Source organism: Streptomyces krungchingensis, assembly GCF_054729265.1.
Genome location: NZ_JBPUKY010000001.1, coordinates 1,716,796 through 1,732,683 on the forward strand (window position 1 = coordinate 1,716,796; position 15,888 = coordinate 1,732,683).

Genomic DNA, 15,888 nt, shown 5'->3' on the forward strand with positions numbered 1-15,888 from the left:
AGCACCTTGACCGCCATCGACCCCACCGCCCACCTGACCGCGGAGCAGATCGAGGAGCTGGGCCGCGAGCTGGACGCGATCCGCGACGAGGTGATCGCCAGCCGTGGCGAGAAGGACGCCGCCTACATCCGCAAGGTCATCTCGGCGCAGCGCAAGCTCGAACTGGCCAGCAGGGGTGTGCTGCTGTTCTCGTTCTTCCCGCCCGCGTGGCTGCTCGGCACCGCAGGTCTGTCCGTGGCGAAGATCATGGACAACATGGAGATCGGCCACAACATCCTGCACGGCCAGTGGGACTGGATGCGGGACCCGAAGATCCACTCCACCACCTGGGAGTGGGACCACGTCTCGCCGGCCGATCAGTGGAAGCACTCGCACAACGAGCTGCACCACACGTACACCAACGTGATCGGCAAGGACAACGACCTCGGCTACGGCATCATGCGCGTCGACGAGGACCAGAAGTGGCACCCGTTCCACCTCGGCCAGCCGCTGTGGAACTTCATCAACGCCTGCTTCTTCGAGTACGGCATCGCGGCGTACGACCTGGAACTCGGCAAGAACCTGGACAAGCGCCGCCGCAAGAACCCGGAGTTCCGCGCCCAGGCCAAGGCCGTGGGCCGCAAGATCCGCAAGCAGGTGCTCAAGGACTACGTGATCCACCCGCTGCTGTCGGGCCCGTCGTTCCTCACCACACTCGCCGCCACGTTCACCGCGAACCTGGTCCGCAACCTCTGGTCCCACTCGGTGATCATGTGCGGGCACTTCCCCGAGGGCGTCCAGGTCTTCGAGCGCCGGTCGATCAAGGGCGAGACGCGCGGCCAGTGGTACCTGCGCCAGATGATGGGCTCGGCGAACATCAGCGGCAGCAGGGCCATGCACTTCATGACCGGCAACCTGTCGCACCAGATCGAGCACCACCTGTTCCCGGACCTGCCGAGCAACCGGTACGCCGAGGTCGCGGTGAAGGTGCGCGCACTGTTCGAAAAGTACGAGCTGGAGTACGTCACCGGGCCGCTGCCCAAGCAGGTGTTCTCCGCGTGGCGCAAGGTCGTCCGGCTCTCGCTGCCGAACAAGAAGCCCAAGGTCAAGACGCCGGACCGCGAGCAGGAGCTCGTCGCAGCCTGATTCCCGATATTGATTCAGATCTTCGGCCGTGCCAGCGGCACCGCCGGGTTCGGTGAGATCCGTTGCGGACGGTGCGCGGCCGCGACATCAGACCGTACGACCCGGGATCCGGGCAGCCCGGTGTCCGGCTGCGCTGACCTGCCGTGCTCCGTGCTCGGGCCGGTAGTCGGGTGCGTACGCGCACTCGGCTTGCCGACGGGCGGGCTGGGCGGAAGGCATGGGCTGTGACGTGGACACTGCCGGAACCGATGCTCGCCGCCCCCGTGTCCGCCCCTGCGCTGCCGGCGGGGTCGACGGGTGAGCCCAAGTAAGACAGGTGGCACGCCCTGGTTGCGGCAGTCCTTCCTGCAGCGTTCAACGCGTCACAGGGAGGGAGGCCACGGTGCCGCCCTGGCCTAGAGCTTCGCGCAGGGTGGCGTTCTCCGCTCCGAGTTGGGCGTTCCGCAGGCTCAGCGTCTGGATGCGGTTGGCGTAGGCCGCGATGGTGACGCGTGCCTCCCGCTGCTCGACCGCGTGTTGGGAGCGCAGCGTGCGGCCCGCCTTCTTGAGGCGGGCGATGTCCGCCGTCAGGGTGTCGGTCTGCGGTCGGGGCGAGGCCGGTGTCCGGAGCAGTCCGGTGATGATCTTCGCCAGGGGTGAACGGTATTAGGTGGCGCGCGAGATGGCCCCCTTCCGTGCACAGCGTGGGTCCTCCCCGCCGACGCAGGGGTAATCCTGCCAACCCCGCGACCTTGTTCTTGGCGTTCGTGTCCTCCCCGCCGAGGCTGGGGCGGTCCGCTCCTCGGCTACTTCACGGGCGGGGGCCACTCGTCCTCCCCGCCCACCCGAGGATGGCACTACCCGGAGCCGCCCAAGCCCTACTCGTCGCGCCCACGGTCTACGGGGATGGGCCCATCTAGCAGGACGGGGGCACAGACTTCAGCGAGGGCCGCTTCACCGCTAGCTGTGGCCTGACGGCTGGATGTACACCGCTGTGGTAACAGGCAGCTACATACACCCACCGAATGTCAGGGGGCGTCACTGTCTGTTCTGGTCGGCCGCAGCTGCTGTGGTCGGTTTGATGGTCACGTCAAGGTGTTTCATGAGCGGCTGGTTGCTTTGCTCGCTGAAGTCTGCGGCTGAGATGAGAACGTTGAGCTCGGGCATATAGCCGGCAGCGCACCCCTGGGGGATCGCGTAGGGGATGGCGTAGTAGCCGCTGACGTGGCGTGTGGTGCCGTCTTTGGCATGGCTGGTGATGTCGACGAGATCGAATTTGTTGATTCCTCTGTCCCTCATGTCATTGGGATGCATGAAGACGAGCGTGCGGAGGTTCTTCACGCCGCGGTAGCGGTCGTCGTTTGAGTAGATGGTGGTGTTCCACTGGTCGTGGGAGCGCACGGTGGTCAGGGCTAGGCGGTCGGGGGCGGGGACCACGTCGGGTAGTGGTGCTGTGGAGAATTCGGCCTTCCCGGAGGGGGTGAGGAAGACCAGTTCGCGGGCGGGTTGGGCGATGCGGAAGCCGAGGGGTTGTCGGACGCGTCGGTTGAAGTCTTCGAAACCCTCGAGGACGGCGGCCATGGTGTCGCGGATGTGGTCGTAGTCCTGCACGTACCGCTCCCAGGGGGTGCGGCTGTGGGGCAGGGCGGCGCTGGCTATTGCGGCGATGATGGCCGGTTCGGACAGCAGGTGGGGTGAGGCGGGCTTTTTCATGCCGCGGGATAGATGGACCATGCTCATGGAGTCTTCGACGGACTGTGCCTGCAGTCCGCCGTCTTGTTGGTCCTTTTCGGTGCGGCCCAGGCAGGGCAGGATCAGGGCCTGTTTGCCGTGTACGAGGTGGCTGCGGTTGAGTTTGGTGCTGACCTGGACGGTCAGGTCGCAGCGCTGAAGTGCCTTGGATGTGTGGCGGGTGTCGGGGGCGGCCAGGACGAAGTTGCCGCCCATTCCGATGAAGACGGTGACCTCTCCGCGGTGCATGGCGTCGATGGTGCCGACGGTGTCCAGGCCGTGGGCGCGGGGTGGGTCGATGGCGCAGGCGGCGGCGAGTCGGTCGAGGAACTGGTCGGTGGGCTGGTGGTCCACTCCGCAGGTGCGGTTGCCTTGTACGTTGCTGTGTCCACGAACTGGGGAGGGCCCACTCCCTTCGCGGCCGATGTTGCCGCGCAGCAGGAGCAGGTTGACGATTTCTCGGACGGTATCGACACCGTGTTCGTGCTGGGAGATTCCCAGGCACCAGCTGATGAGTGTGCGGTCGGAGTCCTGGTAGATGCGAGCCGCCTGGCGGATGTTCTCGCGGTCGACTCCTGACTGGTCCTCTAGCTGCTGCCACGGTGTGGCCTCGCACAGAGCGCGGTAGGCGGCGAAGCCGGTGGTGTAGCGCTCGAGGAAGGGCCGGTCGAGGACAGTGGGGTCGGTGTGGGCTGCTTCCAGGACGGATTTGGCTATGCCGCGCAGCAGTGCCATGTCACCGCCGATGCGTGGCTGGATGTTGAAAGTGCTGGTGGGGGTGGCGTGGAAGCGCGCCAGCTCGGTGAATTCGTGGGGGACGATGGTGCGGGTGGCGGCGGCTTCGACGAGTGGGTTGATGTGCACGATCTGGGCGCCGCGGCGGTGGGCTTCCGCCAGTGTGGTGAGCATGCGTGGGGCGTTGCTTGCGGCGTTGACGCCGAGGATGAATAGAGCTTGGGCTTGCTGCCAGTCGTTGAGATCGGCTGTGCCCTTGCCTGTTCCAAGGGCCGCGGTCAGGGCGCGGCCGCTGGCTTCGTGGCACATGTTGGAGCAGTCGGGCAGGTTGTTGGTGCCCAGTTCCCTGGCGAGCAGTTGGTAGAGGAAGGTCGCTTCGTTGCTCAAGCGCCCTGAGGTGTAGAAGGACGCCTGGTGAGGGCTGTCGAGTCGCTGCAGCGTGTCTCCGACCAGAGCGAAGGCGTCCTGCCAGCTGATGGGGACGTAGTGGTCGCTTTCCGGGTTGTAGACCATGGGCTCGGTCAGCCGGCCCTGGTCTTCCAGTGCGTGGTCGCTCCACTCCATGAGCTCGGTGACTGTGTGGGCTGCGAAGAACTCGCGGCCTACGCGCTTGGGGGTCATTTCCCATACGACGTGCTTGATGCCGTTTTCGCAGATGTCCAGGTGGAGGCCCTTGGTGTCGTCGGGCCAGGCGCAGCCGGGACAGTCGAAGCCGCTCCTCTCATGATTCATCTTCGTGATCGCGCGTGGGCCGCTGACAGTTGCACGCTCGCGGACCAGGACGCGTGCGACGCTCTCGGCGGCGCCCCAGCCTGCCGCCGGATGGTGATAGTCGTCCTGCTGGGGTGGGCCAGCCGGGTCCGGGCCTCTCCCCCGGGCCGGGTGCCCAGGCTGGGGCTGTCCTTCCATGGCTGACTGCTGGGACACAGGCATTGCAGGGGCGGCCGAGTGAGGTGGGTCTTGGGGAGCGGGTGCAGGGTGCGGGGCTTTCAATGGTCGCCTTCCCAGAAGTCGTGTGACGGCAAGGTGTCGTAGGACGCGACGGGGCACCCGCCGGAACGTGAGGCGGGTGCCACCGAAAAAAATTACTGAGCGAGAAGTCTCGTCTGCAGCTGGTGGGCCTGCGACGGCCCAGAAGGTCGTGTGAGTGGCCAAGTGGGTCAGCCCTGGGCCCTGGATGTGGTGGCAGGGACACCCCCACGAGGGGGATGTCGTCCCCTTGGGCGCCGCAAGGGCCCTTGGCCTCGCGACCTTGGATTGACAGGGGCTGTTCCACCGCTGGCCCCGACGAAGCCTGTGTTGTGCGGGGGCTTGCCTTTAGCGGCGGCCGCAGCAGGTCGGCGGCTGCCCTATGGCCCTCACCCGGTGTTCCGAGAGGGGAGCGAGGGACCGGTCGGCGGCCCTCTCGTCGCTGCAGTGAGCTAGTTCTCGTTGAGGAAGTCCATGAGGATGGGGTTGAGTTCCTCTGCGTGCGTCCAGCCGATGTTGTGCGGGCCCTGAGGGATCTCCACGAGCCGGCTGTTCTTGATCAGCTCCGGGAGGCGGCGTCCGGTGGATGCGATGGGCAGGATGCGGTCCTCGTCGCCCTGGACGATGAGGGTGGGGACGTCGTTCTTGGGCAGGTCGTCACGGAAGTCGGTCAGCCAGGTCGGCACGCAGGCGAGGGTGGCGTGCGCCGATGCGCCGACCGCGATCGCCCACTGGGACTGCAGTGCCTGGTCGCTGATGCGTGTGTTGTGGAAGCGGTCGACGTTGTTGAAGTCGTCGAGAAACGCGCTGAGGTAGGCGGGGCGGTCAGCGACGATGGCGTTCATGATTGCGTCGAAGACGCTCTGGTCAACGCCCTCGGGGTTGTCGTCGGTCTTGAGCAGGAACGGCGGGACGGGTGCCAGCAGGGCGGCCTTGCTGACGCGGCGTGAACCGTAGTTGCCCAGGTAGCGAGTGACCTCTCCGGTGCCCATCGAGAAGCCGACCAGGATCGTCTCGCGCAGGTCGAGTGTCTCCATGAGAATGTTGAGGTCGGCAGCGAAGGTGTCGTAGTCGTAGCCGGTGGTGGGCTGGCTCGACTTGCCGAAGCCCCGTCGGTCGTAGGTGATGACCCGGTATCCGGCCTGCAGGAGGAGGGGTATCTGCTTCTCCCACGATGCGCCGCTGAGAGGGAAGCCGTGGATGAGCACGACCGGCTGTCCCTGGCCGTGGTCTTCGTAGTAGACGTCGATGTCGGCGGAGTTTTCGTGGCCAACGGTGATAAAGGGCATTGCGTGTCTCCGATTGTCTTTTCTGTGGTAGATGGTGACGTGTATTAGGGTCGATGCCTTTGAAGAAAAGCACCGCTCCGTGTTGTTTTATCCTCATGTGCACGGTGCTGATGCACGCGGCTCACTGTGAGGAAGCGTTCAGGGGCGGGAGCGTCCTGCGGGGTGTCCTGTCCCGGGGGAATACCGCGATGGTCTTTGCTGGGTCACAGCGTCTGAACAGAGCAGGTGTGTCGTGACCGGGCGCGGTACGCGGTGTGCTCCGCTGGCCCAGCGGGCTTGAACGGGTAGATCCAGCGATGCTGTGCATCGCCAGGTCCTGGTGTCAGCAGACTTCGTCGAGAAGGTCTGCAAGGCCCTCGTCGAGGCCGATGAGATGGTGCTCGTGACCTGCGGGCACCGTCTGGTAGGTGGCCGCGATGAAGTCCTGGAGGGTGGTGCCGGCGATCAGCACGGTGGTGCTCCCTGTCGTGCCGCGAAGTTCCAACCCTGTCCAGCCCTCGCCGCAGGGGATGACCAGTGCATCGCCCTCGCCTGTCAGTACCCGCTGCCCCTCTTCCAGGAGGCTTCGGGCCAGGAACCAAATCGTTGCGCGGCGCTGTTTATCAAGGCCGGGGAAGTGGATCTGCGCGGCATATGGATCTGCCGAGTCATAGACAAGGCGGATGGTGAAAGGGACGAGCACATCCTCGGAGCAGACCAGGAATGCGTTTGCGGTGCGTTCCAGAACAAGGCCGACTCTGCGCCGAAGCCGGCGGGGCAGGTGTGGCCGTGTCGTGTCGAAGTGAGTCATGAAACTGCTTCCGTTCCTCTGGGGGACCGGTCCGGTCGGGCGTTCACCGTCCGTGGGACGCCACCGGGTGGGCAGTGGGCAGGCTGGCGCTTGTGGCAACAGCTCGGCGTTAGCCCCCTATTGCGCTCGGATGCCCCCGGCGCTCCTGTTGCGGAGAGGAACGCTGCCTGGCCGGCGAATGCAGTCTTTTGGCGAGACCGGAGAGCCCCGGGAAAATTGCGATGGTGACGAGGGGCAGCCCCTCGGGGCGGGGCGGCTGGACGCCTACGCCCGGCGATGGCATCTACGGGCTTGGCGCCGTGCGCCGGGCAGTGCGTCTGCGATCGCCGGGGACGGCGTTTGACCCACGCATGCCGTGCCTCAGGCTCAGCCGCGCGGGTGAAGCTGCCCGCATGTCCTCGGTGTGGAGCCGTGGGGGTGGGGCCCTGTATGGACCACGCCCTTGATTCCCTGGCTCGGTCAGCTACTTCTTCAGTTGGCGTGAGGTGCCCGGCGTGTGCCCGTTGCTCGTGGAACAGGCACACGCCGAGTCAGCCGGAGCTGGCCTACAGACCGAGGTCGCTCAGAGAGGGGTGGTCATCGGGTCGGCGTCCGATCGGCCAGTGGAACTTGCGCTCGGATTCATCGATCGGGAGGTCGTTGATGCAGGCGTGCCGGACGCGCATCAGCCCGTCCTCGTCGAACTCCCAGTTCTCGTTGCCGTAGGAGCGGAACCAGTGGCCCGAGTCATCACGCCATTCATAGGCGAAACGGACCGCGATGTGGTTGCCGCAGAACGCCCACAGCTCCTTGATCAGGCGGTATTCCAGCTCTCGGTCCCACTTGCGGGCGAGGAAGGCGACGATCTCATCACGACCGGTGACGAATTCGGCGCGGTTACGCCAGCGGGAGTCCTTGCTGTACGCGAGCGACACCTTCTCCGGGTCCCGGGTGTTCCACCCGTCCTCGCCTTGACGGACCTTCTCGATGGCCGTCTCGCGTGTGAAGGGCGGAAGGGGGGGACGTTGGCTCATGTCATCTCCTGATCAGAACAAGCGCAGCGCGAGCCGCGCGTATATGCCGGCCGCAGAAAGCTGCGGCGTTGCTTTGCCTTCAACCCGTTCACCGTTGACGGAGCCCGGTCTGCCTGGCGTGGTTTCACCGTATGCGGCGTCGGCTGGGGGCTGGCGTGCATGTGTGCACACCCAATTGACTGTCCGCGCCCTACGTCCGCGCACAGCGTCGGCAGGACAAACCAAAGGGGCTTGAACTGCTGTTGCGGGCCGGTTCTCCGCTTCTCTTGTGCGACGTGGGGGGGGGCCGACCGGCGGTGTCGTGCAGCTGCAAGGCAGTGATGCGCAGCGGGATCGGCGGAGGCGGGTGCTGTGCCCGTATCAGGGGAACCACATGTCGTCGTGGACGAGGTGCCCGTCGGCTACCTGCTGGTATGGCTGGCGTTGAGGGAGGCATGGGTGCCGGTTTGGGAGGGCGTTGTCGGTGAACTTCGAAAGCTGACCCGGTGCTCGACTCCGAAGATGGACCCCCGGTCGGTCAGTTGATGTTGTTCATTCCCCTGCGTTGGCGGGTGGAATCCGGCCGAGGTCGCGGCCGCGCATGCGGTAGCTGTCGCCCTTGAGGGAGATGACTTCCGCGTGGTGGACGAGGCGGTCGATCATCGCGGCGGCGACGGTGTCGTCGCCGAAGACCTCGCCCCAGCGTCCGAAGGGCTTGTTGCTGGTCACGATCACGGAGGCATGTTCGTAGCGGCCCGAGATGAACTGGAAGAACAGGTTCGCGGCCTCGGGTTCGAAGGGGATGTAGCCGACCTCGTCGACCACGATCAGCGGGATCCGGCTGAGCCGTGTGAGTTCGTCACCCAGGCGACCGGCTTGGTGGGCCTCGGCGAGGCGGGTGACCCACTGGGCGGCGGTGGCGAACGCGACCCGGTGGCCGGCCTGGCAGGCCCGAATGCCCAGGCCGGTGGCCAAATGGGTCTTCCCGGTCCCGGGCGGCCCCAGGAAGATGACGTTCTCCTTGCCCGCGACGAAGTCGAGGGTTCCCAGGTGGGAGAGGGTCTCCCGTTTGATCGACCGCTGGTGGTCGAAGTCGAAGTCCTCGATCGACTTCCGCGAGGGGAAACGGGCGGCCCGGATCCGGCCCTCGGCGCCGTGACTGTCCCGGGCGGCGACCTCCCGCTGCAGGCAGGCGGCCAGATACTCCTCGTGGCTCCACTCCTCCGCGCGGGCCCGCTCGGCCAGCCGGCCGGCCGCATCCCGCAGCGCCGGAGCCTTCAACGCCTTGGTCAGATAGATCAGTTCGGAGGCGACGTCGCGGCCACTGCCGGCCACCTTGCCGGTCTTGCTCGTCGGGGCCATCACGCGACTCCCTCACCGTTGCTGAGACCGCCGTCGATGACGCCGAAGATGCGGTCGTAGGTCTCCAACGGCCGCTGTTCGAACTCGAGTTCGTCCGGTGGCACGAACCTCTGCCGGGCTGCCGTCCGGCTGGCCGCCGCGGCAGCCGCGTGGGCCGGGTCGGTCAGCGACTGGTGGCGGGCCCAGCAGCGGGCATGCCGGGCCACCTCCATGCCCTCGCAGAAGGCGAGAACCTGGTCCAGGTCGGCCTTGACCTCGATGCGGCGGCCGATGGCGAGCGGGTGGATGGAGTAGTCGTTGGTGTCCAGGCGGACGTAGTGGTCGCGCGGAAGTCGCAGGCTGGAGCGCCACCAGCCGGGGGGATCGACAGGCGGGATGGGCAGCATGCGGGCGGTGTCGGCGTCGATCCGGTCTGCCGGGCGGGCCTGCAGGGTGCGGTGGATGCGCCGGTTGGCCTTGGCCAGCCAGTCGGCCAGCTGAATGTTGAAATCGGTGGGCGAGGCGAACACCCGGCCGGGCAGGAACGAGGTCTCCAGATAGCCGTTGGCCCGCTCGACCAGGCCCTTTGCCTCCGGGTCGCCGGGGCGGCACTGGATGATCCGGATGCCCAGCAGACCGGCGAACGCCGCGAAGTCCTCGGTGAGTTGGGGCCGTCCACCCCGCCAGGATCCGACGGCGCCCTCGTTGTCCCAGACCAGAGCCCTGGGCACTGCCCCGAGCCCGGTCAGTAGCCGCCAGTGCCCGGCGATCAGGTCGGCCGCCGACCGGGTGGGCAGCATCCTTGCCATGATCCAGCGCGAGTAGCCCGCCACGATCACCAGCACCGGCGGGCTCGCCGTCTGCCCGAAGCCGAGCGGGATCTCCGCAGGTGGGAACCACAAGTCGCACTGGGCGAGTTCACCCGGCTCATAACCAGTGCGCGAGACCGGATCCGCGGCCCGATAGACCGGTCGCAGCTCACGCACCCGCCGCCGGACGACGGCATAGGAACGGCTCCAGCCGATCCGTTCCGCGATCACCGTCGCGGGCATCTCCGGGAACCGCTGCAGCAGCTCTCTGATCTGCGGCTCGACCGCGTCCACGATCGACCCCCTCGGCTCCCGCTGATACTTCGGCGCCGCCTCGCTGTTCAAGGCCCGCCGCACCGTGTTCCGTGAGATGCCCAGATGCCTCGCGATCGCCCGGATCGGCATCTGCTCAGCCCGGTGCAACCGGCGGATCTCCGCCCAGTCCTCCACGTCGATCACCCATCCTCCCGGCCTGACTCAACGAGCCAGACCCTGGAACGGGGTCAATTCTCAAAGTCGGAGACTGGTCCACTTTTCGAAGACCACCGACAGGGCGTCTGCAGAGCAGGAGGAGCTTGCCGTGTTCGCCGTCCATCGGCGTCAGGGCAGCGGGCGTATTGCCGTTCACCGGTCTTCGGCGGCTACGGGATGCTGCGCCGCGGGGAGGCCGTCCTCGAGGGTGCCGGCCGTGTCGGCCAAAGGCGAGCTCGCGCACCAGACGGTCGCGGGTGATTCCGAGCACCTTGACGGCACTGTCAATTTAGGGAGTAGCAGGCAGCAACGTTCCGGGGAGGGGGGCGGGGCGCCGGCGTTGTGCCGCCAGCCGGCTTCCTCGGCATAGCTGGGGACGGAGTGGGAGCGCGGCGCTGAGGCCAGCTGATGGGGACGAGCCCACTCATGACCGTCACTGGCCCACGTGCGGCGTGTGCTCATGGGCGATCGCTCTTCGCAGACAGTCTTCGTCGGCTTGCGAGGGTCGCGAACGTGGTGACCATCCGGCAGTACGACGGCGCACCTTCCGGGGGGGGCCTCGAACTCGAGACTTACGCAGTCACGGCATTCAGCGCCGAGCCGACGCAATGGTGCCGCTTGGAACCACGTGGCAACACATCGATCGAGGCATCGTCGCCAACCGGTTCACAGCTGGTGCTGCGTGACAACACCGACAGGCGTCCTCGATCGCGAGGCTGACGAGGTGGCACAGCGCAGCACGCCTTCGAGTGATAGCTCGGTGCGCTGACAGGCACGACGTCGTGCACTCCGGGGGAAGGCGACGTCTGTCCCAAGCCCTAGCGTCGGCGGCGTTATCCGCAGCACAACTTCGCAGGAGGCACATCATGACCACTGGCCCCAAGCATGCAAGTAGCCAGCCCTGGCTGCATCAGAAGGGAGAAGTCACTCAGGAGTTCGGGGCCGTCAAACAGTTCCCCATCGGCCTCTCTCACGACACCCGCAAGTACTCGTGTCAGCGGCTGAATCAGGTTTTGGCGGACACCCAAATCCTCTACGGGCTCTACAAGAAGCACCATTGGGCCATGCGCGGTGCGACCTTTTACCAGCTGCATCTGCTGCTGGACAAGCACGCCGGGGAACAGCTGGAGCTTGTCGACACAATCGCCGAGCGGGCCCAGACTCTGGGCGGCGTCGCAGTAGGTGACCCCCGGCACGTCGCCGAGATCACGTCGATTCCGCGCCCGCCGGACGGTGTCGAGGCGGTGCCGGCCATGCTCGCGCGGCTGCTGAAAGCCCACGAGACGATCCTGACGGACGCCCGTGACGCGGCCGCTCGGACCTCCGAGATGGGCGATGACGGCACCAACGACTTGCTGGTCTCGCAGGTGATCCGTACTGGGGAGCTGCATGCCTGGTTCTTGGCAGAGCACCTGGTCGACACTCCCCTGGTCCGCGCCTGAACCTGGGCTGAATCTGAGTCCGTGACAGGCTGAAGCTACCGAGCTTGAACGGGTGGACGATGGGTGAACCGGTTCTGCTGACGCTGCTGCGTGCACTCGGCGATCCGGAGTGGCTGGGGTGGCCGCGGCATTACAGCCGCGGCCCCGTCACACGCCACTCCCCATTTCCTTCACTTCGTCTTCACAGTGCATGATGCCCCAGCAAGCTCAACCGTCCATGGGGGGACCATGAACACCCGCACCACCGCTGCCGCGCTTCTCGCGGCCGCCGCCCTCACCCTGACCGCCTGCTCGTCCAGCAGCGACTCCACCACCGACAGCGACGCGAAGCCCAAAACGTCCGCGAAGGCGAAGGCGCCCACGAAGGCACCGGCCAAGCCCGCGAGCCTCACCGCCAAAGCGGCCGCCGCCAAGCTCGCCGACGCCACGGGTGTCACCGACCTCGGCAACCCGACCGACAACACCTCCGGGTGCAGCACGGGCAAGGGCAAGTACGCTGAGAACAATTGCGTCCAGCTGATCACTACCGACACCGTCAGCATCTACCAGTTCAAGACGACAGCCGCGTCCGCGCACTGGGTCGAGACGATGAAGGTCAACGGGGACTGGCGGCAGGTCGGACGCTTCGCGCTCGCCTGGACCGCCCGGGACCAGAAGCTGACGGACGACGATCGGCGGGACGAGCTGGTGGCCGCGCTGAAGAAGGCCACGGCCAACGAGGCGTGACCTGCTCGCATCCCGGGGCAACATGATCAATCCTGGGGCCAAGCCCGGCATGCCTGGACACTGAGACTCAACATTCGCGCTCCGTGCGCACCACAGGGGGCCCGTTAGCGTGCGGGCCTCCGCAGTGTCCAGGGGGCGAGGCCCATGGGCAGTGCGAACCCCGTCACCGACGAAGAGCGCCAGCTCGTCCGCGAGCTGCACGCCGAGAGCCTTGGCGGAACGACATCGCCAAGCAGCAGGAGGCGATCGTCGAACTTGGGGCAGTGGACGCCGGTCCGGCTCTGGCTGCGGCTGAGGCGCTGCCGACGGCTCCAGCCGCGGACCGGCTCGCTCGCGCCTGGTGCATGAGACAGGTGCGACGCACCAGCGGATCAACCGGCCGATCTACGTGCCGTCTCCGGCGCAGCGTCGCTGCGCCGGAGACGGCAGCAGTATTCATCGGCCTGGAATCACAGGCCTGGGGTGCGGCTGTACACGCAGGAGGCGCCTTGCTGCTGGGGCTGTAGAGACGTGATGAGCCTCATCGGCGCCGATCGCACGTCGATCGGGCGCGGCGCTTCGTTGCCTGCACGCTGGCTGCGATGGCGCGTTCTGTACTGCGGGGCGTATGCGCCTCGCGTCAATGTCCTGCGCCACCTGCGGTGTAGGAGACGGCGCCGGTGCCAGCGAGGTGGCCGCCGTCCACGATGAGGTACTCGTCGCGGATCGGTCGTCCCGCGAGCCAGGCTTCCAGGATCTCCCGCGTACCAGCCGCGTAGCGTGCCTGGGCCGACAAGGACGCGCCGGAGACGTGCGGGGTCATTCCGTTGTGCGGAGCGGTGCGCCAAGGGTGGTCCGCTTCCGGCGGCTGCGGGTACCAGACATCTCCCGCGTAGCCGGCCAACTGTCCGAACTGCAGGGCCTGTACGACTGCGTCGCGGTCGACGATCTGGGCGCGGGCGCAGTTGACTATGTACGAGCCACGCCGCATGGACGAGATCAGCGCGTCGTCGAACAGGCCCTCGGTCTCGGGGTGCAGCGGGGCGTGGATCGAGACGACGTCGCATGCGCGGGCGAGTGAACGGGCGTCGGGGTGGAAGGTGAGCCCGAGTTCCTCTTCGATGGCTACGGGCAGGCGGCGCTTGTCGGTGTAGTGCAGCTTGACGCCGAAGGGGGCCAGCCGACGCAGCACCGCCTGGCCGATGCGGCCGGCTGCGATGACGCCGACGTCCATTCCCTCCAGGTCGTAGGCGCGGGCGACGCTGTCGCCGATGTTCCATCCGCCTTCTGCGACCCACTGGTGCGAAGGAAGATAGTTGCGCACCAAGGAGAGGGTGAGCATGACCGCGTGCTCGGCAACGCTGATGCTGTTGCTGTAGGTGACTTCGGCGACCGTGATGTCACGGGCGATGGCCGCATTGAGGTCAACGTGGTCGGAGCCGATGCCGGCGGTGATGGCCAGCTTCAACTTGGGGGCGCGCGCGATTCGTTCGGCGGTCAGGTAGGCCGGCCAAAAGGGCTGCGAGATGAGCACGTCGGCGTCTGACAGTTCCCTGTCCAGCACCGAGTCGGGCCCCTCCTTGTCCGAGGTTACGACGAGCGTGTGACCGTGCTCCTCGAGAAAGGACCGGAGTCCCAATTCGCCCGAGACGCTGCCGACCAGCTCGCCGGGGCTGAAGTCAAGCCCTTCGGGCCGAGGCAGCGCTTGTCCTCCCGCGTAGCCATCGATAACGGGGATGGTGTCCCGCGCGTACCTCGGGGGATACCCATCGGCAGGATCGGGGAAGAGGACGCAGACGATTTTTGCCATGAAATTCTCCGCAAGAAAAGTAGGGACCGCGGGGAACGCTCGAGGGGTGTTCCCATTCGCGCTGCGTGAGTGAAGTGCTCGCGCAGCACTGGGAACCGTAATGACCTTCGCCGGGATCGCGTTGACGGTGAACGCACTGGGTTTTGTCCCGGTGTGCACCCTTCGTTGTGGTCGCACGTGCGCGATCACGGGGAACGGGAAAGGAGACGGCGGTGCGCCCGAACCCCTCCGCGTCGTTTCCGGAGCGGGTGAGGGCCGAAGCCCTCGGCCGGGCTGGTCGTCGGTGAGGCGGTCGTCCAGTGTCCAGCCGTTATCGTGTCCACTGGCCGGTCATGCGGGCTCGGAGCCCTGTCCGGCGCGCCACTCGCTCGGGGACATGCCGTAGGTGGCGCGGAACGCCCTGCTGAAGTGGGCAACGCTGGTGAAGCCCCAGCGGTGGGCGATCGCTCCGACCGTGGGGTTGGTCGCGGCGCGCCTCCGCAGTTCCCTGCGGCACTCCTCGAGCCGACGGCGCTGGATCCATCTGCTGACCGTCAGGCCCTCCTCTTCGAATATTTTGTGCAGGTAGCGGACCGAGATGTGGTGAGCGTTGGCGATGAGTTCCGGCGTCAGTTCGGGGTCGGCGAGCCGCTGATTGATGTACAGCTTGATCCGCAGCGCGTGTGTGCCGCGGATGGTGTCCCGGTCGGCTTCTTTGCCGAGTCGTTCGGACACCAAGGTGGCCAGCAGATCTGCCACATTGCCTGCGAGTCTTTCGCCAGCTGCGGGGTGGTAGTCCGCCGCTTTGTCGGAAAGGGCGGACAGGAACGGTGACAGCAGCGCACCCACACCCTCATCGGACCGGATGGTCGTCCCCGTGACGAGGCGCAGGTCGTCCTGTGTAACCGCGAGCAGCCGCTTCGGCAACTGGAAGACCTTCATGCGGAAGTGTTCCTGGAAGTCCAGCGTGTAGGGCCGGGTCGTGTCGTAGAGCGCGATGTCGCCCGGCCCCAACTGGGCCTGTCGACCGTCCTGGGAGACCACCCCTGGCCCGGCGTCCTGCAGTCCGACCAGCAGGTATTCCTCTACGGCCCGGCTGATCAGGCTCTCGGTGCGCGTCACGTGCTCGGCGTCGGCTTCAACCGTCGACACCTGTAGGTAGCTGAGGTGGTCGGTCGTGATGTTGCCGGAGAACGAGCCGTCCTGGGTGATCGCCACGTTGAGCGGCACGAACGTCTCCATGACAACGTTGTGCCAGTAGTCGCGTCTTTCTCCGTCCGGGACGTCTTCGGTCGTGACAACCAGACTCATCGTGTCTCCATGGGTGGGAGTCAGTACGGCGGCCGGCGCCCACTGCCGCCGGGAACGCCACAGCGGACGCGCTCAGCATGCTTGGCGCAGCGTGTCGACGGCCCCTGGAATCGTCCGGAATCCTGCGGCCGAATACGTACGTCAAATGACTGGCGAAATGCTGATACCGCGCGGATGCGGCACCGGGACCTGTCAGTGGCCGCGACGGGTGCGCTGCTGGAACACCCGACGTGCGCTCTCAGTCAACTGCTGAAGACGCCGGTGCCTAAGGTCACGACAACTGGACCGCGCCCAGCCGCCCGACTCTCTAAGCCGGGCGAAGCCAGGGGTTGTGCAGGCGGCCCAAGAAGTCTCGCTCCAGGCGGGCGGCACGGGAGTCGTCACAAGTACTGCCCACGTCGAGGAGACCA

General features: G+C 66.5%; 11 protein-coding genes. 3 read left to right on the forward strand and 8 right to left on the reverse strand.

What is annotated here, in order from left to right; translation table 11 throughout:
- Nucleotides 1–6 precede the first annotated feature (6 nt).
- Nucleotides 7–1,125, forward strand: a complete 1,119-nt coding sequence (locus ACSYGO_RS07865; RefSeq protein ID WP_460386313.1) for a fatty acid desaturase family protein — start codon at nt 7–9, stop codon at nt 1,123–1,125.
- Between the two features lie 1,017 nt (nt 1,126–2,142).
- On the opposite strand, the gene ACSYGO_RS07870 is transcribed toward ACSYGO_RS07865, so the two are convergent.
- The 6 genes from ACSYGO_RS07870 to istA form a co-directional block, all read right to left on the reverse strand.
- Nucleotides 2,143–4,479 (reverse strand): FdhF/YdeP family oxidoreductase, encoded by a 2,337-nt coding sequence (locus ACSYGO_RS07870; RefSeq protein WP_460386314.1) that lies wholly within the window; start codon nt 4,477–4,479, stop codon nt 2,143–2,145.
- A gap of 512 nt (nt 4,480–4,991) precedes the next feature.
- On the reverse strand, nt 4,992–5,828 hold the full coding sequence (locus ACSYGO_RS07875; protein WP_460386315.1) for an alpha/beta fold hydrolase: 837 nt from the start codon (nt 5,826–5,828) through the stop codon (nt 4,992–4,994).
- A gap of 322 nt (nt 5,829–6,150) precedes the next feature.
- Nucleotides 6,151–6,618, reverse strand: coding sequence for an SsgA family sporulation/cell division regulator (locus ACSYGO_RS07880; protein WP_460386316.1), 468 nt, complete (start codon nt 6,616–6,618; stop codon nt 6,151–6,153).
- A 545-nt stretch (nt 6,619–7,163) separates the two neighbouring features.
- A complete protein-coding gene (locus ACSYGO_RS07885) occupies nt 7,164–7,631 on the reverse strand; it encodes a nuclear transport factor 2 family protein (protein WP_460386317.1) in 468 nt (155 codons plus the stop codon).
- Between the two features lie 531 nt (nt 7,632–8,162).
- Nucleotides 8,163–8,972, reverse strand: coding sequence for an IS21-like element helper ATPase IstB (gene istB, locus ACSYGO_RS07890; RefSeq protein WP_460386141.1), 810 nt, complete (start codon nt 8,970–8,972; stop codon nt 8,163–8,165).
- Complete coding sequence (gene istA, locus ACSYGO_RS07895; RefSeq protein WP_460386142.1) at nt 8,972–10,219, reverse strand: IS21 family transposase; 1,248 nt, start codon at nt 10,217–10,219, stop codon at nt 8,972–8,974. The genes istB and istA overlap by 1 nt, the downstream gene beginning before the upstream one ends.
- A gap of 878 nt (nt 10,220–11,097) precedes the next feature.
- On the opposite strand from istA, the gene ACSYGO_RS07900 reads away from it, so the two are divergent.
- Both ACSYGO_RS07900 and ACSYGO_RS07905 read left to right on the forward strand, forming a co-directional pair.
- Nucleotides 11,098–11,673 carry a Dps family protein gene (locus ACSYGO_RS07900; protein ID WP_460386318.1) on the forward strand — a complete coding sequence of 192 codons (576 nt, stop codon included), beginning with the start codon at nt 11,098–11,100 and terminating at the stop codon, nt 11,671–11,673.
- A gap of 228 nt (nt 11,674–11,901) precedes the next feature.
- Nucleotides 11,902–12,399, forward strand: a complete 498-nt coding sequence (locus ACSYGO_RS07905) for a hypothetical protein (RefSeq protein WP_460386319.1) — start codon at nt 11,902–11,904, stop codon at nt 12,397–12,399.
- Nucleotides 12,400–13,018: 619 nt separating this feature from the next.
- Here the strand turns inward: ACSYGO_RS07905 and ACSYGO_RS07910 are convergent.
- Both ACSYGO_RS07910 and ACSYGO_RS07915 read right to left on the reverse strand, forming a co-directional pair.
- On the reverse strand, nt 13,019–14,188 hold the full coding sequence (locus ACSYGO_RS07910) for an NAD-dependent formate dehydrogenase (protein ID WP_460386320.1): 1,170 nt from the start codon (nt 14,186–14,188) through the stop codon (nt 13,019–13,021).
- A 330-nt stretch (nt 14,189–14,518) separates the two neighbouring features.
- On the reverse strand, nt 14,519–15,478 hold the full coding sequence (locus tag ACSYGO_RS07915; protein WP_460386321.1) for an AraC-like ligand-binding domain-containing protein: 960 nt from the start codon (nt 15,476–15,478) through the stop codon (nt 14,519–14,521).
- Nucleotides 15,479–15,888 lie beyond the last annotated feature (410 nt).